This is a genomic window from Stappia sp. MMSF_3263, from assembly GCF_030733745.1.
GTDB lineage: Bacteria > Pseudomonadota > Alphaproteobacteria > Rhizobiales > Stappiaceae > Stappia.
Genome location: NZ_JASHIK010000020.1, coordinates 51,229 through 77,172, shown reverse-complemented (window position 1 = coordinate 77,172; position 25,944 = coordinate 51,229). Strand labels below are relative to the sequence as shown.

Annotated in this window: 26 protein-coding genes; 23 read left to right on the top strand and 3 right to left on the bottom strand. The window is 65.8% G+C overall.

Annotated elements, in window-relative coordinates; all coding sequences use genetic code 11:
* Positions 1-11: 11 nt before the first annotated feature.
* From RBB46_RS18895 to RBB46_RS18885, 3 genes are read left to right on the top strand one after another with little or no spacing between them, the layout of a single operon-like run.
* Positions 12-629 (top strand): carbonic anhydrase, encoded by a 618-nt coding sequence (locus tag RBB46_RS18895; RefSeq protein ID WP_306030579.1) that lies wholly within the window; start codon positions 12-14, stop codon positions 627-629.
* The gene (glp, locus tag RBB46_RS18890; protein ID WP_306030578.1) at positions 626-1,906 is read left to right on the top strand and encodes a gephyrin-like molybdotransferase Glp; all 1,281 of its coding nucleotides are present in this window, start codon (positions 626-628) and stop codon (positions 1,904-1,906) included. The genes RBB46_RS18895 and glp overlap by 4 nt, the downstream gene beginning before the upstream one ends.
* Before the next feature lie 11 nt (positions 1,907-1,917).
* Positions 1,918-2,514: a DUF2478 domain-containing protein gene (locus RBB46_RS18885; protein WP_306030577.1), complete on the top strand. Its 597-nt coding sequence runs from the start codon at positions 1,918-1,920 to the stop codon at positions 2,512-2,514.
* Here RBB46_RS18885 and RBB46_RS18880 read toward each other — a convergent pair.
* Genes RBB46_RS18880 through RBB46_RS18870 form a run of 3 tightly spaced genes read right to left on the bottom strand, consistent with a single transcriptional unit; the run spans position 2,421 to position 4,925 of the window.
* Entirely contained in the window at positions 2,421-3,323 is a 903-nt protein-coding gene (locus RBB46_RS18880; protein WP_306030576.1) for a DMT family transporter, read from the bottom strand. The genes RBB46_RS18885 and RBB46_RS18880 overlap by 94 nt on opposite strands.
* Positions 3,324-3,352: 29 nt before the next feature.
* The gene (locus tag RBB46_RS18875) at positions 3,353-3,985 is read right to left on the bottom strand and encodes a 2-dehydro-3-deoxy-6-phosphogalactonate aldolase (protein ID WP_306030575.1); all 633 of its coding nucleotides are present in this window, start codon (positions 3,983-3,985) and stop codon (positions 3,353-3,355) included.
* Complete coding sequence (locus tag RBB46_RS18870; protein ID WP_306030574.1) at positions 3,972-4,925, bottom strand: 2-dehydro-3-deoxygalactonokinase; 954 nt, start codon at positions 4,923-4,925, stop codon at positions 3,972-3,974. The genes RBB46_RS18875 and RBB46_RS18870 overlap by 14 nt, the downstream gene beginning before the upstream one ends.
* A 110-nt stretch (positions 4,926-5,035) precedes the next feature.
* Between RBB46_RS18870 and RBB46_RS18865 the strand changes: the two genes are divergently transcribed.
* The 20 genes from RBB46_RS18865 to RBB46_RS18770 all read left to right on the top strand — a co-directional run bounded on the left by RBB46_RS18865 (position 5,036) and on the right by RBB46_RS18770 (position 25,831).
* Complete coding sequence (locus tag RBB46_RS18865; RefSeq protein WP_306030573.1) at positions 5,036-5,962, top strand: dihydrodipicolinate synthase family protein; 927 nt, start codon at positions 5,036-5,038, stop codon at positions 5,960-5,962.
* Positions 5,959-7,128: a mandelate racemase/muconate lactonizing enzyme family protein gene (locus tag RBB46_RS18860; protein ID WP_306030572.1), complete on the top strand. Its 1,170-nt coding sequence runs from the start codon at positions 5,959-5,961 to the stop codon at positions 7,126-7,128. Before RBB46_RS18865 ends, RBB46_RS18860 begins: the two co-directional genes overlap by 4 nt.
* 23 nt (positions 7,129-7,151) lie before the next feature.
* Positions 7,152-8,426, top strand: a complete 1,275-nt coding sequence (locus RBB46_RS18855; protein WP_306030571.1) for a sugar ABC transporter substrate-binding protein — start codon at positions 7,152-7,154, stop codon at positions 8,424-8,426.
* A gap of 96 nt (positions 8,427-8,522) precedes the next feature.
* Complete coding sequence (locus tag RBB46_RS18850) at positions 8,523-9,431, top strand: carbohydrate ABC transporter permease (RefSeq protein WP_306030570.1); 909 nt, start codon at positions 8,523-8,525, stop codon at positions 9,429-9,431.
* Positions 9,432-9,441: 10 nt separating this feature from the next.
* On the top strand, positions 9,442-10,272 hold the full coding sequence (locus RBB46_RS18845; RefSeq protein ID WP_306030569.1) for a carbohydrate ABC transporter permease: 831 nt from the start codon (positions 9,442-9,444) through the stop codon (positions 10,270-10,272).
* A 3-nt stretch (positions 10,273-10,275) separates the two neighbouring features.
* Positions 10,276-11,382, top strand: a complete 1,107-nt coding sequence (locus tag RBB46_RS18840) for an ABC transporter ATP-binding protein (protein WP_306030568.1) — start codon at positions 10,276-10,278, stop codon at positions 11,380-11,382.
* A complete protein-coding gene (locus tag RBB46_RS18835) occupies positions 11,382-12,365 on the top strand; it encodes an NAD(P)-dependent oxidoreductase (RefSeq protein WP_306030567.1) in 984 nt (327 codons plus the stop codon). The genes RBB46_RS18840 and RBB46_RS18835 overlap by 1 nt, the downstream gene beginning before the upstream one ends.
* A 5-nt stretch (positions 12,366-12,370) precedes the next feature.
* Positions 12,371-14,071, top strand: a complete 1,701-nt coding sequence (locus RBB46_RS18830) for an SMP-30/gluconolactonase/LRE family protein (RefSeq protein ID WP_306030591.1) — start codon at positions 12,371-12,373, stop codon at positions 14,069-14,071.
* On the top strand, positions 14,068-14,835 hold the full coding sequence (locus RBB46_RS18825; RefSeq protein ID WP_306030566.1) for an SDR family NAD(P)-dependent oxidoreductase: 768 nt from the start codon (positions 14,068-14,070) through the stop codon (positions 14,833-14,835). The genes RBB46_RS18830 and RBB46_RS18825 overlap by 4 nt, the downstream gene beginning before the upstream one ends.
* A gap of 151 nt (positions 14,836-14,986) precedes the next feature.
* The gene (locus RBB46_RS18820) at positions 14,987-15,277 is read left to right on the top strand and encodes a putative quinol monooxygenase (RefSeq protein WP_306030565.1); all 291 of its coding nucleotides are present in this window, start codon (positions 14,987-14,989) and stop codon (positions 15,275-15,277) included.
* Positions 15,278-15,591: 314 nt separating this feature from the next.
* The gene (locus RBB46_RS18815) at positions 15,592-18,990 is read left to right on the top strand and encodes a PAS-domain containing protein (protein ID WP_306030564.1); all 3,399 of its coding nucleotides are present in this window, start codon (positions 15,592-15,594) and stop codon (positions 18,988-18,990) included.
* Positions 18,991-19,142: 152 nt separating this feature from the next.
* Entirely contained in the window at positions 19,143-19,580 is a 438-nt protein-coding gene (locus RBB46_RS18810; RefSeq protein ID WP_306030563.1) for a DUF2948 family protein, read from the top strand.
* Between the two features lie 73 nt (positions 19,581-19,653).
* Positions 19,654-20,949: a histidinol dehydrogenase gene (gene hisD, locus RBB46_RS18805; RefSeq protein WP_306030562.1), complete on the top strand. Its 1,296-nt coding sequence runs from the start codon at positions 19,654-19,656 to the stop codon at positions 20,947-20,949.
* A gap of 109 nt (positions 20,950-21,058) precedes the next feature.
* Positions 21,059-21,556 (top strand): UPF0262 family protein, encoded by a 498-nt coding sequence (locus RBB46_RS18800; protein WP_306030561.1) that lies wholly within the window; start codon positions 21,059-21,061, stop codon positions 21,554-21,556.
* A gap of 5 nt (positions 21,557-21,561) precedes the next feature.
* On the top strand, positions 21,562-22,014 hold the full coding sequence (locus RBB46_RS18795; protein ID WP_306030560.1) for a low molecular weight phosphatase family protein: 453 nt from the start codon (positions 21,562-21,564) through the stop codon (positions 22,012-22,014).
* A 114-nt stretch (positions 22,015-22,128) separates the two neighbouring features.
* Positions 22,129-22,347 carry a translation initiation factor IF-1 gene (gene infA, locus RBB46_RS18790; RefSeq protein WP_224807306.1) on the top strand — a complete coding sequence of 73 codons (219 nt, stop codon included), beginning with the start codon at positions 22,129-22,131 and terminating at the stop codon, positions 22,345-22,347.
* Positions 22,348-22,401: 54 nt separating this feature from the next.
* Positions 22,402-23,085: a Maf-like protein gene (locus RBB46_RS18785; RefSeq protein ID WP_306030559.1), complete on the top strand. Its 684-nt coding sequence runs from the start codon at positions 22,402-22,404 to the stop codon at positions 23,083-23,085.
* A 114-nt stretch (positions 23,086-23,199) separates the two neighbouring features.
* Positions 23,200-24,735, top strand: a complete 1,536-nt coding sequence (locus RBB46_RS18780) for an AMP-binding protein (RefSeq protein WP_306030558.1) — start codon at positions 23,200-23,202, stop codon at positions 24,733-24,735.
* Positions 24,732-25,538, top strand: a complete 807-nt coding sequence (locus RBB46_RS18775; RefSeq protein WP_306030557.1) for an SDR family NAD(P)-dependent oxidoreductase — start codon at positions 24,732-24,734, stop codon at positions 25,536-25,538. Before RBB46_RS18780 ends, RBB46_RS18775 begins: the two co-directional genes overlap by 4 nt.
* 53 nt (positions 25,539-25,591) lie before the next feature.
* Entirely contained in the window at positions 25,592-25,831 is a 240-nt protein-coding gene (locus RBB46_RS18770; protein ID WP_306030556.1) for a DNA gyrase inhibitor YacG, read from the top strand.
* Positions 25,832-25,944: the final 113 nt, after the last annotated feature.

Below are 25,944 nucleotides of genomic sequence, written 5' to 3'. Positions count from 1 at the left end.
GGAGGTTCCGTATGCTCAGTGACCTGCTCAGGCGCAATGGCGAATGGTCGGCGCAGCGCAGCGCGCAGGAGCCCGGCTATTTCGCTCGGCTGGCCATCCGCCAGTCGCCGGAGTTCTTCTGGATCGGATGCTCGGACAGCCGGGTGCCGGCCAACGTGGTGGCCGGCCTCGATCCCGGCGAGGTCTTCGTCCACCGCAACGTTGCAAATGTGGTGCATTCCTCGGACATGAACCTGCTGAGCGCGCTGGAATTCGCCGTCGACACGCTCGGTATCCGCGAGATCATCGTGTGCGGCCACTATGGCTGCGGCGGCGTCAAGGCCGCGACGGAAGGTCTTCCGCACGGGCTCGCGGACCATTGGCTCGAGCCGATCCGCAGGCTGGCGCGCGCCTATGCGATCGACCTTGCCCGTGCCGGCTCGATCGAGGACCGGCGCGACCGGCTGGCCGAGCTCAATGTCATCGAGGGCGTTCGGCGGGTGTCGGAAACGCCGATCCTGCAACGCGCCTGGGCGCGGGGCGGGAACATCAATGTCCACGGCCTCATCTACGGGCTCAAGGACGGGCTCTTGCGCAACCTCGACTGCACGGTTGCGCAAGATCACTTCACTCCGGAGGTTACGTCATGAAGACCGTGCATCGTCTCGAACGACCAGGATGCGGCTGCGGCGAGAACGAGGTTGGCGACGGCCTCCTGTCGCTCGACGAGGCGCTTGCGCGGATCGCAAGGAAGTCGGTTGCGGTCGAGGAGGTCGAGACCGTCCCGCTGCAGCACGCAAGAGGCCGTGTTCTGGCCGAACCGGTCGTTTCCGCCACCCTGTCGCCTCCTTTCGACAATGCCGCCATGGACGGATACGCCCTCGCCGCCAGCGCGCTGGAAGGCGAGGGGCCTTGGGTCCTGCCGGTTGGCGATTGCATCGCTGCCGGCCACGCCCCGGGCGGTGCGGTGCGCAGGGGAAGCGCCGTGCAGGTGCTGACCGGGGCGCCCTTGCCGCAGGGAGCGGACACGGTCGTCATGCAGGAGCATGTGCTGCGCGAGGGCGACCGCATGGTGCTTCGCCATCGCCCTGATGTCGGCACGCATATCCGCCCCGCCGGCGAGGACATGGTGCCCGGCCAGGTGATTGTCGGGGCCGGAACCCGTCTCGGACCGCGAGAGATCGCCGCTGCCGCTGCGGCGGGTGCGGGATCGCTCCGCGTTCGTCGCAAGCTCAGGGTCGTGATCCTTGCCACGGGCGATGAATTGCGCCCGGTCGGCGATCCGCTTGCCGTGGCTCATATCTGGGACGTCAATTCACCCATGCTGGCGGCGGCGATCGCCGCACAGGACGTCGAGGTCACGGTGTCGCGTCACGAGGGGGATGCGCTGGGGCCGCTCAGGGCGCGTCTTTCCTGTCTGTCGGAGACGGCCGACATCATAGTCACCAGCGGCGGTGTCTCGGCCGGCGCCGCTGATCTCGTTCGCCCCGCCATCGCCAGCCTTGGCGGTGAGACCTTCTTCAGCGGCGTTGCCATCAAGCCCGGCAAGCCGTTGACGTTCGGACGCCTCGGCAAGGCTTTCTGGCTTGGCCTGCCGGGCAATCCGCTTGCCGCCTTCACGACGTGGATGCTTTTCGGGAACCGGCTGCTTGAATGTCTTGCGGGGATTTCGACTCAACGCGTTCTCCGGCGTCACGTGGTGGCCGGAACAATGCTCCGGCACAAGCCTGGCCGCTGCGAGTTGCGGCTGGCCCGTCTTGCCGGGTTCGACGGGTTGGGGCGTGAGGTGATCATGTGTCCGGACGTGACCAATTCCGCCCGCGTCTCGCTGCTGCCGCTGGCGGACGGACTGGTGCTGTTTCCGGCCGACGTCGAGTCAGTTTCCGAAGGGGATTTGCTCGAGTTCGTGCAGTTTTTCGAGAATTAAGGAGCCTTCCGATGAAAATTGCATGCACGATGGCGCCGGGGCGCGGTGACGTGGACCTGCTGATGACCGGCCTTGCCAGGACATTGCAGGCGGATGGCTTGAGGGTTTGCGGAACCGTCCAGATCAATTCGGAGCGCCCGGACGACGGCCCTTGCGACATGGATGTGCAAGTTCTCCCCGACGGGCCGGTGATCCGCATTTCCCAGTCGCTCGGCAAGGCGTCGCGCGGCTGCCGGCTTGATCCGGACGCGCTGGAGAGCGCCGTCGGTCTCGTGGGAGCGCGGCTTGCCGCCGGTGCCGATGTCCTGATCATAAACAAGTTCGGCAAGCATGAGGCGGAAGGACGCGGTTTTCGCGACCTGATTGCTGAAGCGATTGGCAGGGAGATCCCTGTTCTGGTGGGGCTGAACCGGTTGAACGCGCCTGCCTTCCAGGAGTTCAGTGGCGGCCTTGCCGTCGAGTTGCCCGCGCGGGCAGCTGATCTCGCCGCCTGGATCGGGGAAGCGGTTGCCGGTCAGGATGGGCGTCGTTCCGTACGCATCAAGCCGAGCCCGCAGACGGTGATCAGCGCGGCGCCGGCAAGCGTCAACGGACGCGGGGCGGCCTGAAAGAGGACGAGATCGAAGAGTGCGGCCCACAGGACGGCGGAGTAGCGCGTCGCCGCAACCAGCGTCGAACGGCGCGCCCGGGTCGCGGAGGCGATCAGCAGGTTGCTGAGGATGTAGAAGCCGATCATCGCCGCGAGAATGCCGCTCTCGCCGACTGCAAGCGGGCGCCACTCGGTGACCGCTCCCAGTGCCACGGCAAGGATCAGCGTTGCGATGCTGGCGGTGAAGGAAAGCTCCAGGCTGGAGGCGTCCGACGCGCGCCGGCTCGTGACCAGGTCCCGGGTCACGTAGAAGACGGCCGAGACGATCGCGAAGAGCGCGCCCTTGGCGCTACCCGCCAGCGCCGGTCCGGTCGCGACCATGGCGCCGGCAAACCCGATCAGCAGCAGGACCCGGCCGCGCGGGCTGAGCGGCTCTCCGGCAAGCACCCAGTTGGCCGCCATCACGCCGATGGGGATCGTCATCATCACGGTGGCGATGAAGCTGAGCGAGGCGAGCGTCAGCGCGTGCATCAGGCACACGGTGGCCAGCGCCTCGAGGGCGGCCCGCGCGATCACCGCCGGCGGTGGACGGCGCAGTCCGCGCCGGATCATCACCGGCAGCAGGACCAGCACGGTTCCCAAGGCACGCAGCAGGATGAGCTGGCTCGTCGGCATCGCCGCCAGCAACTTGACGCAGGCATTGTTGACGACACCGGCGCCAACGGCGAACAGCCCCTCGACCAGGGCGCGTTTCTCGTCCGGTGCCGGTCGTTGCGGTGCCGCCGTCACCGCGATCGGCGCGGCCGGCACATCTGCCTTGCGGCTCATGAAAGCTCCGGAGTTCGAGGCGGGAAGGGTCAGTCCCTGGAAAAGGCGGCTTTCGCGGCGGCGACGAATTCCCTGGAGGTTGCTGCCAGCGTGTCGAGGTCGGCGCCCGGCCGGTAGAGTGCGCCGCCAATGCCGAAACCGTCGGCGCCGGCCTTCCGCCAGTCGGCGATCGAGGATGCATCGACACCGCCGACCGGCAGCAGCAGAGCCTCCTTCGGCATGACGCTGCGCCACGCCTTCAGCGCCGCCATGCCGATGGTTTCGGCCGGGAACAGCTTCAGTCCGTCGACCCCTTGGCGAAGGGCGGCGAAGGCCTCAGAAGGGGTGGCGACGCCCGGCAGCGTGACGAGGCCGAGGCGCTGCGCCTCCTCGACGACGTCGGGTGCGTAGTTGGGGGCGACCATCAGCCGGCCTCCCGCGTCGGCAAGGCGCCGGCAGTCGGCCGGATCGGTCACCGTTCCGGCACCGATCATCGCCCTGTCGCCATAGGCGTTCGCGAGCCGTCCGATGCTGGCAAAGGGATCGGGCGAGTTCAGCGGCACTTCGATGGTGCGGAAGCCGGCGTCGTGAAGGATCCCTGCGACATCGAGGATTTCATCCGGCCGGACGCCGCGCAGGATCGCAATGAGCGGGCAGGCGGCAAGGGCGTCATGCAGCGTCATGGCGGGGTCCTTTTTCGGCGGCAAGAATGGCGCGCGCGCCGTCAATGGCGGCATGCTCGCTGCCGGCGACGACCTCAAGTCCGAAGTGACGGGCGACATCGGCATAACGCCGGTTGAGCCCGTCATTGCCGACGATGCCGATCCGCTCTCCCTCCCCGAAGAAACCGCAGGCCCGTGCCTGCCGGAACTCCTGGGCAATCAACAGGCCCGAGACATAGTCGCGAATGTCGCCGGCCGCGAGCGCGCCGGCCAGCATGCCCGTGCGGGCCGCAAAGACAAGCGACAGCATCGCATCGCCGTCGACCGCGTCCGTTGCGCCGTCGGCGATGCCGCGCGCGAAGGCGGCGGGCGAACCGTCGCCCTGCGCCCCGGCGGCCCGCGCGATGAAGGAGTGCAGGACAAGCAGCGCGTAGAGTTCGCCGGTCACGAACGTGCGAAAGCCTGAAATACGGCCATCGGCGACACGTGCCCACTTGCTGTGCGTGCCTGGCAGCACGATCGTCGCGGTGTTCTCAAGTCCGAAGCCGACGATCTGGGTTTCCTCTCCGCGCATGACGTCGGGAAACGGCTTTCGGGCCGGGTCGTTGATGCCCGGAAGCAGGATCACGCTCGACCCGTTGGAAAGCCGGCGCCGGATCGCGCCGCCGGCAAGATCGCCGGGCGTGCAGGGGCAGGGGACATACGGCACCTCGATCCAGCCGTTGCGACTGGTGACCATGCCGACAAGCACGATGTCGAGCGCGCCCTCGGCCGCAAGCCACGGCGAGAGCAGGCGCAGCAGCGTCGCCTCGAACGCCCCCTTGTCGACGAACTGGATGCCGTCCCCAGTCTCGATCCGTTCGCGTATCGCGCCGTCGGGCGACAGAAGCACCGCGCGAAACGAAGTGGTGCCCCAGTCGACGACGACATGGGCTTCGGGCAAGTCCGCAATGGGAGGCATGAGGGGTCCTTTCGGGCACGGCGTGGCGCGAGAGCATTGATGCTTGTCTTAGCCCTGAAAACAAGATAGTGTCAATTTATGAAACACAGTCTCACATATTGGACATCTAGATGACGAGCGCGCTTGTTGGCATTCTTCCGGTTCTTCCCACCCCTTTCACGAGTGAGGGGGCGGTTGATGCATCCGCAATGCGGCGTCTGGTGCGCTTCGCGCTGGACTGCGGTGTCGACGGCGTCGTGTTTCCCGGATTTGCCAGCGAAGTGGAAAAGCTTGACGGCGCCGAGCGCTCGCAACTGCTTGCTGTCGTGGCCGAGGAGGTGGCTGGGCGTGTTCCGATCATCGCCGGAGCCAGCGCCGGCTCGGCGGTGGAGGTGATCGGGCATGGACGCGCGGCTGCCGCGGTCGGTGTCGACCATCTGATGATCCAGCCGCCGCTCGCCATCGGCCGCGAGGTCGCGGCGGTCACGGCCTTCATGGCCGAGGTCGCGGCCGGGCTTCCCGGGGCGCGCATCGTGCTGCAGAACGCGCCAGCGCCGCGTGGCTCCGACATCGCGCCGGAAGCCCTTGTCGCCATCGCCCAGGCGGTGCCCCAGGTTGTCTATATCAAGGAGGAGACCTTGCCGGCCGGCCCCGCGATCTCCCATCTGGTTGCTCAGGGTCCGCAGACGCTTGCCGGAGTGATCGGCGGGGGCGGCGCACGCTACATCCTCGACGAATATGCGCGCGGCGCCTGCGCGGCCATGCCGGCCATCGAGATCGTCGACGAGCATGTCGCGCTCGACCGCGCCTGGCGGGGCGGTCGCCGCGACGAAGCACGGGCGATCTATGTGCGGACCTTGCCGCTGCTGACGCTGCAGGCTGTCTACCGGATGCGCCTGACCAAGCACGTGATGAGCCGGCGCGGCATTCTCGACAATACGGTTGTTCGCGCGCCGACCCCGGAGCTGGACGCCCAGGCGATCGCCGATATCGACGCCAACCTCGCCGAACTCGGGCTGGCCGAAGCGCCGCTGGCTTTCGAGGGAGGGCGTCGATGAGCGACGTCGTCGACAGCATCGAGGTCTTCGCGCTCACACAGACGCGTGACACGCCCTATCTGGGCGCCTCCCGCCCTGGCGAGGAGCCGAATGCACGCGGCTATCTGGTGCGCAAGGGCAACCGGACTGTCTATCCGACTTTCGACCGCAGCGTGCTCGTGTGCATCAAGACGCGGGATGGGGTCACGGGCTGGGGTGAGACCTACGGGCTCGTGGCGCCGGGTGCCGTCGCCGAGATCGTCAAGGATCTTCTCGCCGACTTCACGATAGGGCGCGATCCGACCGATCCGTCGGCGATCCATGACGATCTCTACGACCTGATGCGCGTGCGCGGCTACACAGGCGGCTTCTATGTCGACGCTCTTGCCGCCATCGACATCGCCCTTTGGGACATTGCCGGGCGGATCGCCGGCAAGCCGGTTGCGGAGCTCCTGGGCGGTGATCGCTCGAAGACCGTTGCCGCCTATGTCTCGGGCCTGCCTGAGGCGACCCGCGCGGCGCGTGCGGCCCTCGCCTTGTCCTGGCAGGCGCGCGGTTTCGATGCCTTCAAGTTTGCAACCCCGGTCGCCGATGACGGTCCGGCGGCGGAGATGGAAAGCTTGCGCGCGGCGCTCGGGCAAGGCGCGCGGATCGCGGCCGACATGCACTGGAACCACACCGCGGACGAGGCGCTGGCCCTGATCGAGGCGATGCGCCCGCACGGGCTTTGGTTCGCCGAGGCGCCAGTGCGCACGGAGGACATCGCCGCGCTGGAGAAGGTGTCGAAGGGAACCGACGTGCCGATTGCTGTCGGCGAGGAATGGCGCACCGTCTGGGACATGCGCCACCGGGTCGAGCGCTGCCGGATTTCCATCGTCCAGCCGGAGATGGGGCACAAGGGGATCACCAATTTCACACGCATCGGGATGCTTGCCGCCGAACGGGGCATCGACGTGCTGCCGCACGCGACCATCGGCGCGGGGATCTTCCTTGCAGCCAGCCTGCAGGCAAGCGTCTCCCTGCCGACGCTTGTCGGTCACGAGTTCCAGCATTCGATTTTCGAGCCGAACCGACGCCTTCTCACCGGCGACATGGATTGCAGGGAGGGTGCCTACCACCTGCCGACCGGTGCGGGGCTCGGGGTCAGGCCATCGGAGGAAGCGCTGCGCCTGATGCAGCGGATCTAAAAAACCAAGCGGAGGAAACGCACATGACCAAATTCTTCGGACGATCCGTCAAGACCATGACGATTGCCGCCATGTTGTCGGCGACCATGTTGTCGCCGGCGCTGGCCGACACCACGCTGAAATTCGTCTCCTGGCAGGTGGACGATGCCGGCACCGGCGACTGGTGGAAGGCGGCGATCGCCGCCTTCGAGGAAAGCCATCCCGGCGTGACGGTCGAGTTCACCAAGGTCGAGCGTGCCGCTTATGCGGATACGATGACGACGCTGTTCGCCGGCGGCCAGCCGCCGCATATCGTGCATCTGGCCTCGTTCGAGTACCAGTCCTTCGCCGAGAACAGCTGGATGGAAAACCTCGGCCCCTGGCTTGAGAAGGACAGCATCGACACCACCGGCTGGGCCGGCCAGGGCAAGTGCGTGTGGAACGGCGAGACCGCCTGCATCATGCTGAACTACTTCGGGTTCATCATGGCCTACAACAAGGCGATCCTGGACAAGGAAGGCCTGGCGGTTCCCACCAGCTATGCCGAGTTCCTCGATGTGGCGCGCAAGACCACCAAGGACCTCAATGGCGACGGCATCACCGACCAGTTCGGCACCGGACACGAGACCAAGGGCGGTGCCGGCCAGTATCTCACCGAGATGCTGAGCTACATCCTCGATGCTGGCGCCTACTGGACCGATGCCGACGGCAAGATCAACATCGACACGCCGGAGATGGTCGAGGGCCTGACCCGTTGGAAGACCGTCGTCAAGGAAGGTCTGACCCCGGTCGACATGTCGGCCGGCGACATCCGCAAGCTCTTTGCCGACGGCAAGGTTGCGCTCAGGCTCGACGGTCCCTGGCTCTACGGCACGATGCAAAAGGGCGCCGCCGCCGCCGACACCGCCGTCGCGGTTCCGCCCTTCACCCCGCCGGTCGGCGGATCGTCCAACGTGCTTGGCATGGCGAGCGAAATCTCCGACGAGGAGAAGGCGCTCGTCTGGGACTTCGTCAAGCTGGTGATGTCGCCCGAATGGCAGCGCAAATACGCGACCATCGGCAAGAACACACCGCCGAGCCCGGCCGCCGACGTTTCCGGCGTCGAGCAGGAGGTGCCGCATTTCCCGCTGCTCATCGAAACGATGAAGGCGGCCGCGGCGGCCAATGTCGACCGCATTCCGACCGGGCTGGAGATCCAGTACAACGAGTTCGGCAAGATGGTGCAGGAAGAGGTGCAGCGGATGCTGATCGAGGATCTCGATCCGGCGGATGTCGTCAAGACCATGCAGGCGCGCGCCGAGGCCATCCAGAAGGGCTGAGTTCCCGCGGCATCGACCGGCTCCTCATTATGAGGGGCCGGTCTTTTCTTGAGGTTTCGAGACGCCGCCCGCGCTGTGCCGGCGGCAGGAGGTTGCATGACACGCGCCCGGATATTCGACCTGGCCCGGCCCAGCCGCCAGCACCTGCTCGGCTATATCCTGCTCGCGCCGGCGGTGCTGCTGGTCGGACTGATCATTGTCTACCCGCTGGTCATCTCCATCGACCTGTCCCTGCAGGCCGTGAAGCTGCCGCGCATCGGTGCGCCACGGGCCGATTTCACCCTGGCGAACTATGAAAAGCTGTTCTCCTCGGCGGAGTTCTGGATGGCGTGCTGGGTGACGCTGAAGCTTGTCTGCGTCGTCACGATCGGCAGCCTGGTGACCGGCGTCTCCACGGCGCTTCTCGTCAACAACCGGTTCCGGGGACGGACGCTGGCGCGCCTTGCGATGGCGCTGCCCTGGGCGGTGCCCGAGGTGATCGCGGTCGTCATCTTCGCCTGGATCTTCGACAGTTCCTTCGGGCTGATGAGCTGGCTGCTGGTGACGCTCGGCTTGTCCGACGGCATGGTCGCCTGGGTTTCCACGCCGGGCGCCGCTTTCTGGGCCGTGGCGATCACCATGATCTGGAAGGGGTTCCCCTTCGTCTCGATCATGACGCTGGCCGGGCTGCAGTCGATTCCGGCCGACTTCTACAACGCCGCCAAGGTTGATGGCGCCAATGTCTTCCAGCGCTTCCGCTGGATCACCCTGCCGCTCTTGATGCCGGTGCTCGGCGTCACCCTGGTGCTGGTCATCCTCTGGGTGTTCCGCGATTTCTCGATCATCAAGGTGCTGACCGAGGGCGGGCCGCTGAAATCGACCCAGACCCTGTCGATCATGACCTACGACCAGGCCTTCGGTTTCTTCAACTTCGGCTATGCGTCGGCGGTCGGCGTGGTCACGCTGGTGATCTGCGTCGTCGCCAGCCTGCTGATGCTGGGTCGCGAGACCCGCGCGATGTATTGAGGCAACGGCGATGAAACGAACTCCGATGCAGAGCCTGGTGCTCTACGGCACTGTCATCCTGCTGGCGGCGCTGATCCTGTTCCCTGTCTACTGGCTGCTGGTCACCGCGCTTTCGACCTCCGCCGACCTGTCGCAACTGCCACCCAGCTTCTGGCCCGAGAACGCCCAGTGGCAGGTCTTCGCCAAGGTCTGGGAGGAGCGGCCGATCCCGACGTGGCTGGCGAACTCGATGCTGGCGGCGATCGGCTCCGTGGCGCTTTCCATGGTGGTCTCGGTGATGGCCGGCTATGCGCTCTCGCGCTTTTCCATCCGCGGCGGCCATTCGCTCGGCCTCTTCATCCTGACGGCGAAGATGCTGCCGGCGACGCTGCTCGTCATCCCGCTTTTCTCGATCTTCCGCAGTTTCGGGATGATCGGCAGCTTGTGGACGCTGGTCATCGCCCATTCGACGCTGATCATTCCCTTCACCACCTGGATGCTGAAGGGCTATTTCGACACGATCCCGCGCGAGCTTGAGCAGGCGGCGATGGTCGACGGCTGCTCGCCAATGGGGGCGATGCTGCGCGTGGTCCTGCCGGTGGCAACGCCCGGCCTTGCCGCCACCGCGCTCTATGCCTTCGTGCTCAGTTGGGCGGATTATGCCTATGCGCGCACCTTCCTGATCAACGCGCAGGGCAGCTGGACCGCCAATCTGGGCATCACCACGATGCGCGGCGAATACACGACGGACTGGAACGAGATCTCGGCCGCGGCCGTCTTCGTCGCAGTGCCGATCATCCTCATCTACCTGTTCCTGGAACGCTACCTGGTCGGTGGTCTCACCGCCGGTGCGGAGAAATAAGACATGGCGAACATCTCTATCCGAAACGTCCACAAGAGCTACGGCGCGGTGGAGGTGCTGAAGCCCTTCTCGCTGGAAATCAATGAAGGCGAGTTCATCGTGCTGGTTGGTCCGTCCGGTTGCGGCAAGTCGACCATGCTGAAGATCCTGGCCGGACTGGAGCCGGCAAGCGGCGGCGAGATATTCCTCGGCGAGCGCGAGGTGACGGACCTGGCGCCGGGCGACCGCGACATCGCCATGGTGTTCCAGAACTACGCGCTCTATCCCCATCTCACCGTGCGCCAGAACATCGGTTTCGGGCTGAAGATGCGCGGCATGCCGGCGGCGGAGATCGAGACGCGGGTCGCGGAGGTCGCCCGCACGCTGGAGGTGGAGAAATATCTCGACCGGCGACCGAAGGACCTGTCCGGCGGCCAGCGCCAGCGTGTCGCGCTCGGCCGCGCCATCGTCCGCCAGCCGCAGGCCTTCCTGATGGACGAGCCGCTCTCCAATCTCGACGCCAAGCTGAGGGTGCACATGCGCGCCGAGATCGGAGCCCTGCACCAGCGCATCGGCGTGACCACCGTCTACGTCACCCACGACCAGATCGAGGCGATGACGATGGCCGACCGGGTGGTGATCATGCGCGACGGTGTGATCCAGCAGATCGCCGATCCGGACACGCTGTTCCAGCGCCCCGACAACCTCTTCGTCGCCGGCTTCATCGGCTCGCCGGGCATGAATTTCCTCTCCGCCGAGGTGGAACGGGATGGCGGCCGCGCCTGGATCGATGTCTTCGGCAACCGTATCGAGGTGGACGAAGCACGGCTTGCCGGCGCTTCCGCCGTGATCGCCGGCATCCGGCCGGAGCACCTGAAGCTCGGTGCGGGCCCGGCCTCCTTCCAGGTGAGGCCGAGCCTCGTCGAAAGCCTCGGCTCGGAGAAATACGTCTATTTCGACGGAGGCCCCCACACGGTCGCCCGTGAGGACGGAGAGGAGGACAAGTCGAAGGGCCTGATCGCCCGGCTTAGCCACACCGGCCACATGTCGGAGCAGGACAAGCTGGAGCTCTCCTTCGACCCGTCCGATCTTTATCTTTTTGATGCGAAAACCGAAAAGGCGCTTCGCTGATGCGTGTTCTTGTAACCGGTAGCAGTGGCCGGGTGGGACGCTCGGCCGTTGCCGTCCTTGCCGCCGCCGGACATGATGTCAGGGGGTTCGACCTGCGCGCCAGTGGCCGCGATGTGCCTGGATGGCAGGAGGTCACAGGCAGTTTCGATGATCCCGATGCCTGCGAACGGGCCGTTGCCGGCATCGAGGCGGTGCTGCATCTGGGGGCCTTCATGTCCTGGGTCGAGGCCGACCGCGCGGCAATGTTCCGCGCCAATGTCGAGGGCACGCGCGTGCTGCTTGACGCGGCGTCGAAGGCGGGCGCCCGGCGTTTCGTCTTCGCCAGTTCCGGCGAGGTCTATCCGGAGAACGCGCCGCTTTCGCTGCCGGTGAGCGAAGACCATCCGCTGCGGGCCAACTCGCCTTACGGCCTGACCAAGCTGCTTGGCGAGGAGCTTGTCCGCTTCCACCAGCGGGCGGGACGGATGGAGACCGTGATCTTGCGCTTCTCGCACACCCAGGACGCGAGTGAGCTGCTCGATCCCGGAAGCTTCTTCTCCGGCCCCCGCTTCTTCCTCCAGCCGCGCATCCGTCAGCAGGAACGCATGGGCAACTCGGCCGTCGCCGAGCTGCTGCGGGCGGCCGATCCCGGGGAGCCGGCGCATGTTCTGGCGCGCAACGAGGCCGGGCGGCCGTATCGGATGCACATCACCGACACGCGGGATATGGTGGCAGGCCTCGTGCTCGCGCTTGAGTCCGACAAGGCCGCCGGCGAGACCTTCAATCTGGGTGCGACCGATCCCGTCGATTTCGGCAGCCTCGTGCCTGCCATGGCCGAAATCACGGGATGGCCGGTCGTTGCCGTTGACCTGCCGGGCGCCGGGGTCGATTACGAGACGTCGAACGCACGGATACGCGAAAGGCTGGGGTTCAGGCCGCAATGGACGATCGAACGCATGTTGCAGGAGGCGGCGGGGACGTGGCGGACGTCGACACACGCCTAGGGACCCTGCGCAAGGACGTGCCCTCGGGCACGGCCGCGCTTGCCAAGGGGTTGACGCTTCTCGACATGGTCGCGGACGCGGAAACGCCGATGCGTTTTGCCGACCTGTTGCGCCAGTCGGGCCTGCCCAAGCCGACCTTCGCGCGCATCCTGCGCACGCTGATTGCGTTCGGTCTCGTGCGTCAGAACGAGGAGCGCGGCACCTATGTGATCGGCCCGCGCTTCCTGGAGCTTTCGCACCGGGTCTGGGACACGTTCGACCTGCCGACGGCGGCTGCTCCCGAACTCGAGCGCCTTTCCGCCGAGCTGGGCGAGACGGTCGCTTTGTGCAAGCTGGACGGCGAGCATGTGCTTTATATCGACGAGCGCTCCGGCGATGGTCTTGGCGTGCGGGTCGACACCGGCCGGCGCGCGCCGCTGCATTGCACCGCCGCCGGCAAGGTGCTGCTCGCATTCCAGGAACCCGGTTTTGCCCGCGCCCTTCTCGAGCGTCTCGTGCTTGAACGCTTCACGGCTCATACGATCACCGGCATCGAGGCCTTGCAGGCCGATCTCACCCTGACGCGCGCGCGCGGCTATTCGGTCTCCTACGAGGAACACCTTGCGGGTGTGAATTCCGTTGCCGTTGCCATTGCCGGCAAGGACGGCACGCCGATCGGCGCGCTCGTGACGCTCGGACCCTCGTCACGGCTGGACGCTTCGCATATCCATCCCGTCGGCCGCGAGTTGATCGCCGCCGCCAGGCGGATCACCGGTGCCGCCGGCGCCATTGCCATCAGCTCCAGGCCCCGCCCGCGCAGCTCGCAGTCGCAGACGCCGGACGATCTTGCCTGTGTGTTGCCGTGGGGCGCCCAGCTTGGCGAAGCTCCGGTCTGGGACCCCGTGACGCGAAAACTCTGCTGGGTCGATATCCTGCATCCGGCGGTCTACCGTTTCGATCCGGAAAGCGGCCGCAACGAGATCTGCGAGACGGGCAAGCTGGTTAGCGCGGTGATGCCATGCGCGGACGGACGATTGGTTGCCGCGACGCAGGACGGGATCGAGTTTCTCGATTTCGCCAGCGGGCGCCTCGACACGCTTGTCGATCCGGAGGCGGGCATCCAGGAAAACCGCCTCAACGATGCCAAGGTCGGCCCCGGCGGTGCAATCTGGGTCGGCTCCATGCGCCTCGATGCGAGCAAGCCCAGCGGCGCGCTCTACCGGGTCGGCGCCGATGGTACGGTCGCGCGCAAGGAAAGCGGTATCTCGGTCGGCAACGGCATGGCATGGAGCCCGGACAACAGCGTCTTCTATTTCGTCGATACCGTCCCCGGCCTGATCTACGCTTATGACTTCCGCCCTGGCGAGGGTGTGCTTGCCAACCGGCGGGTGCTTGCCCGGATCCCGGAGGCGGAGGGCCGTCCGGACGGCATCGCGGTCGACAGCGATGGCGGTATCTGGTGCGCGATCTGGGATGGGTGGCGGGTCAACCGCTATCTGCCGGACGGGCGGCTGGAGCGCAGCATCGACCTGCCCGTGCCCCGTCCCACAAGCGTCGCCTTTGGCGGCGAAGACATGGCAACACTCTACATCACCAGCGCACGCACACGCCTGCCGGCCTCGACCCTGTCCGAGGCGCCGCTGTCGGGCGGGCTGTTCGCCTGCCGGCCGGGCTGGCGCGGGACGCCGGTGACGCTGTTCGCTCCCTCTGCCGGATTACCCGCATGACCTCGCTGCAGGACGTTTTCGGCCTCTCCGGCCGCGTTGCGCTTGTCACCGGATCGAGCCGGGGGATTGGCGCCGCCATTGCCCGGGGGTTGGCCGGCGCCGGCGCCAGCGTGATCGTGCACGGCCAGAGCGAAGCTTCGACGCTGGAAACCAGAGTGGCGATCGAGAGGGAAGGGGGGCGGGCGCTGGAGCTTTCCGGCGACCTTGGAGTGCGCGGCGCGGGACGCCGGCTGATCGAGGCTGCGGAGGAGCTTGCCGGGCGCCTCGATATTCTTGTCATCAACGCCTCGGCCCAGGTCAATGCCGACCTTGCGCATCTCACCGAAGAGGATCTCGACCTGCAACTGTCGGTCAACCTGCGCTCGACGGTAGAAATGCTGCAGGCCTGCCTGCCGCGCATGGCGGCGCGGGGTTGGGGGCGGGTGGTCAATATCGGTTCGATCAACCAGCTGCGACCGAAGGCTGTCGTCACCGCCTATGCCGCGACCAAGGCGGCCCAGCACAACATCGTGCAAAGCCAGGCGCGGGACTATGCGCGCCACGGCGTGCTGCTGAACACCCTGGCGCCAGGGCTGGTCGATACCGACCGCAACGCCGGCCGTAAACAGGCGGACCCGGATGGCTGGGAGGCCTATGTGCGTGAACTCAACTGGATGGGCCGGGCCGGCGATCCTTCCGAAATGGTCGGCGCGGCGATCTTCCTGGCCTCCGGCGCCTGCAGCTTCATGACCGGCGAGACGGTCGTGCTTTCGGGCGGTTACTGACCGGCTCAAGTTGGATCTGCTGCATGATCGCCTGCCGGCTGAGCTGACTGCTCCGTGCTGTTGCAGTCGCGACTTTCCGTCCGCCTCGCCTGTGTGCCCGTTGTTCTGGCGGCTATGGTGCGCTTGTTCCGGCAGGTGAGGAGATTCGAAGATGTTTGCAGTGACAGTGAGTTTCACGTTGCACGCCGGTGCGGCGGAGAGCTTCAGGCCGTTGATCGAGGCCAATGCCCGCGCTTCCGTGGAGACGGAGGAGGGGTGCCGGCGGTTCGACGTCTGTACCGATCCGTCGAGACCCGACAAGGTGTTTCTCTATGAACTTTACGATGACGAGGCGGCCTTTCAGGCGCACATGACGACCGCGCATTTTCTCGCCTTCGACGGCGCCATCGGCGAGATGGTGGCGGACAAGACCGTGCTCACCTTCGCGAAGGTGACGCCCTAGGAAGATGACGCCCTGGAAAGGATGGCGGGTCGGTGCGGTCGGACATGCCGATTGCCTCCGTGCGAGCTGCTTCGGAAACTTCATTCTTGGCAACGGAGCTGGCGGTCCGGACGCAGCGGCTCGGGACGGAACCCGGACGGGAGGCTCGACCGGGAGCAGAGCGCAGCCATGCGGCAGTGTACTGGTAGAAGTGTCGCTGCGTTACTTTGCTGAACCTGTAGCGCTTCGGACACGGTTAAGGGCATTTTTCCCAATCAGTAGAATTTTCTTGTGATTGTTTGGAAGCGTTTACTCCTTCCATGCATACTGCGCTGATGAATTCGTTCTCGACCGATCCGCTGCCGCGAAACGAGGAGAGTCGCCTTCAGGCGCTGCATCGTCTCGGGATCATGCGTTCCGGAAAGAGCCCGGAATTCGACGCGATCGTCGAGGTCGCGGCGACACTGTTTGACTGCCCGGTGGCCTTCGTGGCGCTGGTCGACGAGGACGAGCAGTGGTTCAAGGCGCGCTGCGGGCTCGACATCGACAGCACAAGTCGCGACGTGGCCTTTTGCCGGCACACGATTCTCGGGTCCGAGCCGTTTGTCGTGCCGGACGCGTTGGCCGACGAGCGCTTCGCCAACAACCCGCTTGTGACAGGTGCCTTGGGTGTCCGGTTCTACGCGGGCTGCCCGTTGTCTCTGGACGGCGAGCACATGCTTGGCTCTCTCTGCGTGATCGACACCAAGCCACGAAATCCCTCACAGGCTCAGATGGATCAGCTTCGCCGGCTGGCAACGGCCGTCGAAGGGCTGATCGGATCCTATGCGAATGCCGCGGAGGCGGACCGTCTGCGAGAGGAAACGAATCGGCAGCGGGCATTGGTCGAGACGCAATCGGAGTTGATCGCGCAGACAACCAGCGTCTCGGGCGTCGGCGGATGGGAGCTGGACCTGGAGCGCGGCACGCTCACCTGGAGCGAGCAGACGCGGGCACTCCACGAAGTTGATGACAGCTACGTGCCGGATATCGAGAAGGCCGTCGGTTTTTTTGCGCCCGACGTGCAGCCGGCCCTGCGCGAGGCAACCCGCGCTGCCTGCGAGGATGCGCTTCCCTTCAGTTTGGAACTGCCGCTTCTGACCGCCCGCGGGCGCGAACGCTGGGTTCGCACGGCCGGCCGGCCGGTCTTGCATGACGGCAGGGTCGTTCGCATCATCGGTGCGATCCGCGATGTTACCGACCGCAAGACCGCCGAATTGCGGCTGCAGCATTCAGAGGCGCTGTACCGCAGCACGCTGGAATCGCTGTCCGAGGGTGTCATTGTCGTCGACAGCGACGGAGCGGTAATTTCCTGCAATCCGGCCGCGCTGGTCATGCTCGGCATCGACACCAGAGAACTCGCGGGAACACGGCTGTCGGACCTTGACCTGTGCTTCGTCGAGAAGTCGCGTGATCAGGCCCCGCTGGGAAACCTGCTCGCCGACGGGGCCGCCGATCCTTCGCGGCTCTCGAACACGGTGGCCGGTCTCAGCCTTCCTGGCGGACGCGGGCTCAGGTGGCTCAATCTCAATGCGGTGCCGTTTGACAGCCCTGCAGATGGCGCCGAAGCGGGCGTTGTCATTTCGCTGGGCGACATTACCGAGACGGTGCGCCAGGCCATGACCCTGGAAGGGGTGTTCCAGAACTACCCCGGCGCGGTGGTTTATTTCGACGAGGAACACAAGGTTGCCGGGTGGAACCGCAATTTCGAGGTTCTTCTCGATGTAACGCCCGAATATTTGGCGAACCGGCCGTCCCTTGAAGACTATGTCCGCATGAATGCCGAGCGTGGCGAATACGGCGTCGGAGATGTCGAACGACTGACGCGCGAGCGGCTGGAGGCGATCCTCGGCAGCAACATTCACAGCTATGAGCGCAGCCGGCCGAACGGGACCGTAGTCGACATTCGCGGTACGTTCCTTCCCGGCGGCGGGCTGCTGTCCACGTTTATGGACATTACCGACCGAAAGCAGATCGAACACCGGCTGATCGAGAAGGAGCGGGTCGCGCGGGAAAAGTCCGACGAGCTCGAAACCGTTCTGGCAAACATGAACCAGGGCGTGAGCGTCTTCGACAGGAACGGGCAGCTGCTTCTGTGGAACGACAATTACGTCTGGCTCTTCGAACGTCATCTGAAGGACCTCCGTCAGGGTGTGCGGCTTGAGGAATTGGTCCTGGCGGAAGGGACCTGCGGCGAGACGCGGGAGGATGTCGACCGACATGTCGCCGAGCTGCGGCGCAAGCTGCTGGCCGGTGAAACGGTCAGATCGCTCTTCCACTTGCGGTCCGGTCGGGTCATCTCGACGGTCCATGCACCGCTTCCCGACGGCGGCTGGGTTGGCACGCATGAAGATGTCACCGAGCGCGAGGCCGCCGCCAACCAAGTGCTCTATGCCGCCCGTCACGACACGCTGACCGGGCTTGCCAACCGGACCTATCTCAACGAGCAACTGGGCGAGCTTGTCGCGCGTCCGGAGCCGCCGGGGCAGGATGCCGCCTCCGGGACATGTGCCGGTATTCTCATGCTGATCGATCTTGACCGGTTCAAGCCCGTCAACGACGCCCTTGGTCACAACGCCGGCGACCAGTTGCTGCGCGAAGTGGCCGAACGCCTCCGGCAATGCGTGCGCGACAGCGACATCGTCGGGCGCGTTGGGGGAGACGAATTTGCCGTGGTGCTGTCCTCCGCGTCCGGCATGTCCTGGCCGTCGGATCTGGCGGAAACCATCGCCCGGCGCATACTCGATGCGATGGAGCCGCCATTCGTCATTGACGGCAGCGGCGTGCGGATCGGTGCCAGCATCGGCATCGCGCCGGTGCTGCCTGGCGCGGGCATCAGCGATCTGATGCGCAAGGCCGACGCGGCCCTTTACGCCGTCAAGAACGAGGGCCGCAACAACTTCAGGATCTATCGGGCCTCCGACAGGCTGGCGGACAACCAGGCCCTGGGCGCGCGTTCGCGGCGCCATGCCGCTCCCCTTGCCGGTCGACCCGCCGCAACTGTCGAGACATCGGAAGTCATGTTCCAGCCCGTCGTCTGCCTGAGGACGTCCGAGGTGAGAGGATATCACGCCGTTGGAGGGCGGAACTCGGAACTGGAGGAGACACCCGGCACAGATGCCCATCAGGACGTCGCCGCGCTCGAGGCCTCGACCTCGGCGGTGATCGGCACTCTTGTCGAGAACGCCACGGCCTGGCCGGACGACTACCTGATTGCGCTCGACCTGAGCGTTCGCCAATTTGGCCTGGAAACCTTGCCGGCCATCGTCTCCGCCGCCGTCAAGAAGAGGTCGTTCGATCCCTCAAGGCTGCACCTGCAGGTGTCCGATGGCTATTTCCTCGTCAACGCGGCTGATGCGATGCGCCGGCTGCGGGACCTGCGCAGCGTCGGCGCACGGCTCGTCCTCGACCGTTTCGGATCGGACTCTTCCTCGCTTCGCCTGCTCGGACGTTTCCGTTTCGACGCCTTGAGGATGGACCGCGCCGGACTGGATGACGTGCTGGCGGGGGAGCGCGGTGAGACGGTCATGCGGGCACTGGTTTCAGTTGCCGGTACACTCGGGGTGAATGTGGGCGTCGACGGGGTCGACAGCGAGGAACACCTTGCCTTGCTGCGTGCCGCCGGTTGTGTGCGGGGAACCGGACGCCTGTTCGGGCCGCCGATGCCCGCCGAGGCGCTGCGTTTCGTCGCCTGAGTTTGCCCCTGTCGTTCCGCGGTACTCTCGGTGTCTCCGCTGTCGCGGGCCACTCACCTGTTGCTTTGCCGCGCGAATTCATTAGGTAAGGGCGGAACCTCCGCCCGGTCCGGGCGGGCGGACACGAACCCGATCAATGAGGTGGCTTGCCGATGCCGCAGCTCAAACTCGCCGCGCTTGACGAGGAAGACCTCGCCGTCATTTCCGCGCAGGTGCAGGACGCGGTGCTGAAGGTTGGCGACATCAGGTACTATCCGCGCGACCGTCACCTGGTCGTGGCGATGAACCGTTTCGCCTGGGACAAGGAGAAGAAGGGGCCGCGCGATACGAAAGAGCGCCGCCGCGCCGCCTTGTCGTTTGCCCGGGCCGGCGAGTTGAAGGCGAAGAACATTCGCCAGGATGCCAAGGACGCCGTCCTGTCGCTCCTTGCGGTCAGCTTTACCGCGACCACGGCGCCGGCCGGCCGTATCGACCTGCTGTTCGCCGGAGGGGGCACGTTGTCCTTTTCGGTGGAATGCATTGAAGCGCAGCTCGCGGATCTCGGCGCCGCCTGGGCGACGGATCATCAGCCCAGCCACCAGCTCGACTGACGCAGCCCCGCCTTTCGCATCCGGCCGGGATGAGGGAGGCCGCCCTGACAAGTTTCTTCGCGGAGTGAAATCATTGGCTATCCGCCTTTCCACCAGCGCATCCGACTTCAGCGCCAGGTTCGACACGCTTCTGGCGGGCAAGCGCGAGGCTTCGGCCGACGTGGACGCGGTCGTTCGTGACATCATCGAGGATGTGAAGGCGCGAGGCGATGCCGCGCTTCTCGAATACACGAAACGTTTCGACCGGCTCGATGCAGCGTCGATGGCCGAGCTTGCGGTAACGCCGCGGGAGATCGAGGACGCGCTTGCGCGCATCGATGCGCGCACGCTGGAGGCCCTGACGCTGGCGCGCGACCGGATCGCGGCCCATCACTCCCGGCAGATGCCCGGCGATGATCGCTACACCGATCCGATCGGCGTCGAGCTCGGGTCGCGCTGGACAGCGATCGAGGCGGTCGGGCTCTATGTTCCGGGCGGCACGGCAAGCTATCCGTCCTCGGTGCTGATGAACGCGGTGCCCGCGCGGGTTGCCGGCGTGTCGCGCATGGTGATGTGCGTCCCCAGTCCCGACGGGGTGCTCAACCCGCTGGTGCTTGCCGCGGCGCATCTGGCGGGTGTGACGGAGATCTACCGGATTGGCGGGGCGCAGGCGATCGCGGCCCTTGCTTTCGGGACCGCGTCCGTCAAACCCGTTTCCAAGATCGTCGGACCGGGAAACGCTTATGTCGCGGCTGCCAAACGGCGCGTCTTCGGGACGGTCGGCATCGACATGATCGCGGGACCTTCAGAGATCCTCGTGGTGGCGGACGGCCAGAACGATCCCGACTGGATCGCCGCCGACCTGCTGTCACAGGCCGAACACGACGTCAGCGCCCAGTCGATCCTGATCACCGATGACGCGGGCTTTGCCTCCGCCGTGGAAGCGGCGGTGGAACGTCAGCTCGCGACCTTGCCGCGCGGCGCCGTGGCCGGGGCGAGCTGGGCCGATTTCGGAGCGGTGATCACCGTCGGCTCCCTTGAGGAGGCTCCGGCTCTTGTCGATGCCATCGCACCGGAGCATCTTGAACTCGCGGTCGCCGATCCCGATGCGCTGTTCGACCGCATTCGCAATGCCGGCGCGGTCTTTCTCGGGCGCTACACCCCGGAGGCGATCGGCGACTATATCGGCGGTTCCAACCACGTGCTGCCGACAGCCCGTTCGGCCCGTTTTTCCTCCGGCCTGTCCGTTCTCGATTTCGTCAAGCGGACATCCATCCTGCGCTGCACGGCGGAAAACCTGCGTGAACTGGGGCCCGCCGCGATCGCGCTCGCGGAGGCGGAGGGCCTGGGTGCCCACGGGCGTTCGGTCGCCATTCGCCTCAATCTTTGACAAGTGGCGGGATGCGATACCCTTGTCGAGACGGCGGATGCCGGGCTAGGTGTTGAAAGCAACTGGTTCGGTCGCCCGCCGGCGGCCGTGGGCAAGGCGGGATCGAGTGATGACGGCAGTGCCGGACAACGCTGAAGCGAAGAAGGCGCGCCTCGTCGCCGTTCAATTGGACGAGGGGTCGATCTCCCGTTCCACGCCCGATATCGAGCACGAGCGGGCGGTCGCCATTTACGACCTGATCGAGGACAACGAGTTCGAGCCGATCGGCGACACTTCGGGCCCCTATCAGCTGCATCTTTCCCTGGTGGAAAAGCGTCTCGTCTTCAGCGTTTCGGGCGAGGCGGGCGAGCGCGTCGTCACGCACATTCTTTCACTGACGCCGCTGCGCAAGGTGGTGAAGGATTATTTCCTCATCTGCGAGAGCTATTTCGAGGCAATCAAGACCGCGACGCCGAGCCAGATCGAGGCGATCGACATGGGACGTCGCGGCGTTCACAACGAGGGATCGCGCATCCTTATGGAGCGCCTGGAAGGCAAGATCCGCGTAGATATGCAGACCGCCCGACGGCTCTTCACGCTCGTCTGCGCCCTGCACTGGAAAGGATAGGCGGCGTGACGCGGCCGGGAACGACGCCCGGTGCGGTGCTCTTCACTTGCGGCATGAATGCGGTGCGTTCGCCGATGGCGGCGGCCATCCTCGCCAAGCTGTTCCCCGGACGTGTCTATGTGAAATCCTGCGGCGTGCGGGAGGGTGAGCCCGATCCCTTCGTCGACGCGGTGATGGAGGAGATCGGCTGCGATCTGTCGGCGCATCGCCCGAAAACCTTCGAGGATCTCGATGAATCGGGCTTCGACCTGGTCATAACGCTGGCACCCGAAGCGCATCACAAGGCGCTGGAGATGACACGCACGGATGCGGTCGAGGTCGAGTACTGGCCGACGCCCGACCCGACGCTAGCCACGGGCTCGCGCGACCAGATTCTGGACAGCTACCGCAGTGTCCGCGACATGCTGATGACACGGATCAAGAAGCGCTTCGGCTGGACATCGACGCCCGGGGGCTGATCCGCGTCCGGACAGCTCCGGCGACCCGCGAAATTCCGCGAATCCAGCCTGTTCCCTTTCTTGATGCGATCCGCTAGGTTCCCGCCACATCTGGCTCGCTAATCAGGAATCCATATGGCCAAGGAAGAAGTCCTCGAATTTCCGGGGGTGGTTACGGAACTGCTCCCCAACGCGACGTTTCGCGTCAAGCTCGAAAACGAACATGAAATCATTGCCCACACTGCCGGCCGCATGCGCAAGAACCGCATTCGCGTGCTTGCGGGTGACCGCGTGCTCGTCGAGATGACGCCCTACGACCTGACCAAGGGTCGCATCACCTACCGCTTCAAGTAAGGCCGGCGTGATCTTTCGTCACCGCCCGCCGTCCGGCAGAAAGAATGCGGTCCGATGATCGCCTCCGCACCCGACCAGAACGACACATCGAGGGGCCGGCAGGATACCGGCCGCCCGACACTCGTGCTCGCCTCCGGCTCGCCGCGCCGCCTGGCCCTGTTGCAGCAGGTCGGTATCGACCCCGACAGCCTGTTGCCGGCGGATATCGACGAGAGCCCGCGCAAGGGCGAGACGCCGCGGGCGCTTGCCCAGCGGCTGGCCCGCACCAAGGCGGAGGTTGCCCGGCGGGCGGCCGACCGCGTGGAAGCCAATATCGACGGGCTCGTGCTGGCCGCCGACACGGTCGTCGCGGTCGGGCGTCGCGTTCTTCCCAAGGCGGAGACGCGTGAGCAGGCCGAGGCCTGTCTGCAGCTTCTTTCGGGACGCGGCCATCGCGTCTACACCGCGCTTTGCGTCAGTGCGCCGAAGGATGTCGTAAGGCAGCGCCTTGTCGAGACCCGTGTCCGCTTCAAGAAGCTGTCCCGTGCCGAGATCGCAGCCTATCTGGCAAGCGGTGAATGGCGCGGCAAGGCGGGCGGCTATGCCATCCAGGGGCTTGCGGGCTCCTTCGTGGCGAAGCTCGTCGGCTCCTATTCCAACGTTGTCGGCCTGCCACTGCATGAAACCGTCAACATGTTGTCCGGTCTCAAGTATCCGGTTCTCGACGGATGGCAGGACCCGGCGCGGATCCGTCCCTGACGCCCTCCCTTTTGTTGTTTTCGGCTTGGCCTTGTCGTCTCTTCCCTGCGATAAATGCGCAAGGGCATGCGTCCGCGTGACCTGGCAAGAACGACAAGATGCGTGGGAGGACACATGAATCTCGCTGCCTGGCTGGCGCGGGCCGGCCGGTCCCGGCCTGAGCAGACGGCCCTGGCGAGAGGGTTTGAACCCGTCGCCACCTATCGCGATTTCGCCGGCCGTTCCGCCCGGCTCGCCGGTGCCCTGCGTGGTCGTTACGGCCTTGAGGCTGGTGATCGCGTTGCGATTGTCGCCAAGAACGGTCCCCATTACCTTGAGGCGCTGTATGCGATCTGGTGGGCGGGCCTTGCCGCCGTGCCGGTCAATGCCAAGCTGCATGGCGCCGAGATCGGTTGGATCCTCGAGAACAGCGGTGCGCGTCTGGTTTTCGCAAGCGAAGGCATGGAGGCGGAGATTGCCGCCCATGCCCCGGAGGCACTGCGCGACATCGTTGTGCTCGGCAGTCCCGCCTTCTGGACGCTGGTCGCGTCCGATCCGTTGCTGCTGGCCGATGTGGCGCCGGACGGGCTTGCATGGCTCTTCTACACCTCCGGAACCACCGGCCGGCCGAAGGGCGCGATGCTCAGCCATCGCAACCTGGCGGCGATGAGCTACGCCTATCTGACTGATGTCGATCCCACCGAACCCGGCGACACGCTGCTTCACGCGGCACCCATGAGCCACGGCTCGGGCCTTTATGCCATGGCCCATGTCATGCGCTTTGGCGTGAATGCCGTCGCCGCGTCGGGCAGTTTCGAGCCTGACGAAGTACTGGGCATCGTTGCCCGCACGCAGCGTCTGTCGATGTTTGCCGCGCCCACGATGATCAAGCGGCTGACCGAATGCCAGATGGAGGCCGAAGCGGACAACATCCGCACGTTCATCTGGGGCGGCGCGCCGATGCATGTGGCGGACGCGATCCGGGCGGTCGACCGTTTCGGTCCGCGCTTTGCCCAGATCTACGGACAGGGCGAAACACCGATGACCACGACGGTGCTGTCGAAGGCCGACATCGCCGATCGCGATCATCCGCAATGGGAACAGCGGCTGGGCACCGCCGGGATCGCCAACTCGGCCGTCGAGGTGCGCATCGACGGCGCACATGGGCCGCACGGGGAAAGCGGCGAGATCCTTGTGCGCGGCGACACGGTGATGCTCGGCTACTGGAACAATCCCGAGGCCTCCGCGGACGCGCTTGCCGGGGGCTGGCTGCACACCGGCGATGTCGGTATGTTCGACGCAGACGGCTACCTGACGCTGAAGGACCGTTCCAAGGACGTCATCATTTCCGGCGGCACGAACATCTATCCGCGTGAGGTGGAGGAAGTGCTCCTGACCCATCCGGGCGTGCGCGAGGTCTCGGTGATCGGGCGCCCCGATGCGGAATGGGGCGAAAGCGTCGTTGCCTATTACGCGGGCGAGGCCGAGCCGCGCGACCTAGACACGCTGTGTCTGGAGCGAATAGCCCGGTTCAAGCGCCCCAAGGACTATGTCCGGATCGAGACGCTGCCCAAGAACAACTACGGCAAGATCCTGAAGACGGAACTGCGCTCCAGGGACGCGCGCCGCGTGGCGGAGCGGGGCGGTTCGCAAGTGGGGGGAACGGAATGAGCGGACGTTTGGCAGGCAAGGTGGCGCTCGTCATCGGGGCGGGGTCCGTCGGACCCGGCTGGGGTAACGGCAAGGCGACGGCCGTGCTCTTTGCCCGCGAAGGCGCCCGGGTGGTCTGCGCCGATATCAGTGCGGCGGCGGCCGAGGAAACGCGGGCCCTGATCGAGAGCGAGGGCGGAGAGGCGGTCGCCATCGCCTGCGATGCCACCAAGAGCGCGCAGGTCGCGGCCGCCGTCCAGCTTGCCGTCGACCGTTTCGGAGGGCTGCAGGTGCTCGACAACAATGTCGGCATTGCCGAGGTCGGCGGTGTCGTCGAGCTCGACGAGGCCGAATGGGACCGGGTCCATGCGGTCAACCTGAAGAGCGTCTTCCTCGCCATGAAGCACGCCATCCCGGTAATGGAGCGCGGCGGCGGCGGTGCGATCGTCAACATCTCGTCGATTGCCTCGCTTCGCTATACCGGGGTTGCCTATTCGACCTATTATTCCTCCAAGGCGGCGGTCAATCATCTCACCGCCACCACGGCCGTCGAATATGCCGCGCGTGGCATCCGGGTCAACGCGGTGCTGCCCGGCCTGATGAAGACCCCGATGGTCGAACATGCCGCGGGCCTTGCCAGCGTCTATGGCGATGGAGACGTCGAGGCGATGTGGCGCAAGCGCGACGGCCAGGTGCCGATGGGCCACATGGGAGATGCATGGGACGTGGCGAACGCGGCGCTGTTTCTCGCAAGCGACGATGCGCGGTACATCACGGGTCATTCGCTGGTGGTCGACGGCGGCATCACGCTAAAGTATAGCTGAGAACAGGTCGGCTGCCGTCCGGCAGCCTCGTTGTCGACGATCAGGAATTGCAGATGCCCCCAGTGGAAGGTCAGTCCGGCAAGTCCGCGCGAAAGGATTTTCGCGCCCGGCCGTGCCCGGTCTGCAACAAGCTTTCGATCGAACGGTTCAAGCCGTTCTGCTCGGCGCGTTGCGCCGATGTCGATCTCAATCGCTGGCTTTCCGGCGGCTACAGCGTTCCCGTCGTGGAGCTCGAGCCGGAAGATCTGGCGGAACTGGCCGAGATCGATGCCCGTGAGGATACCGATCGATGACGCTTGGACGGATCGCCATTGTGTGACCGGCATCACCGACAGGGAGCAGGGCCGGGGATAAGCTGACTTTCAGGATCTGGCAGCCCACTCGTTCCGGCAACTTCGCCCGACAG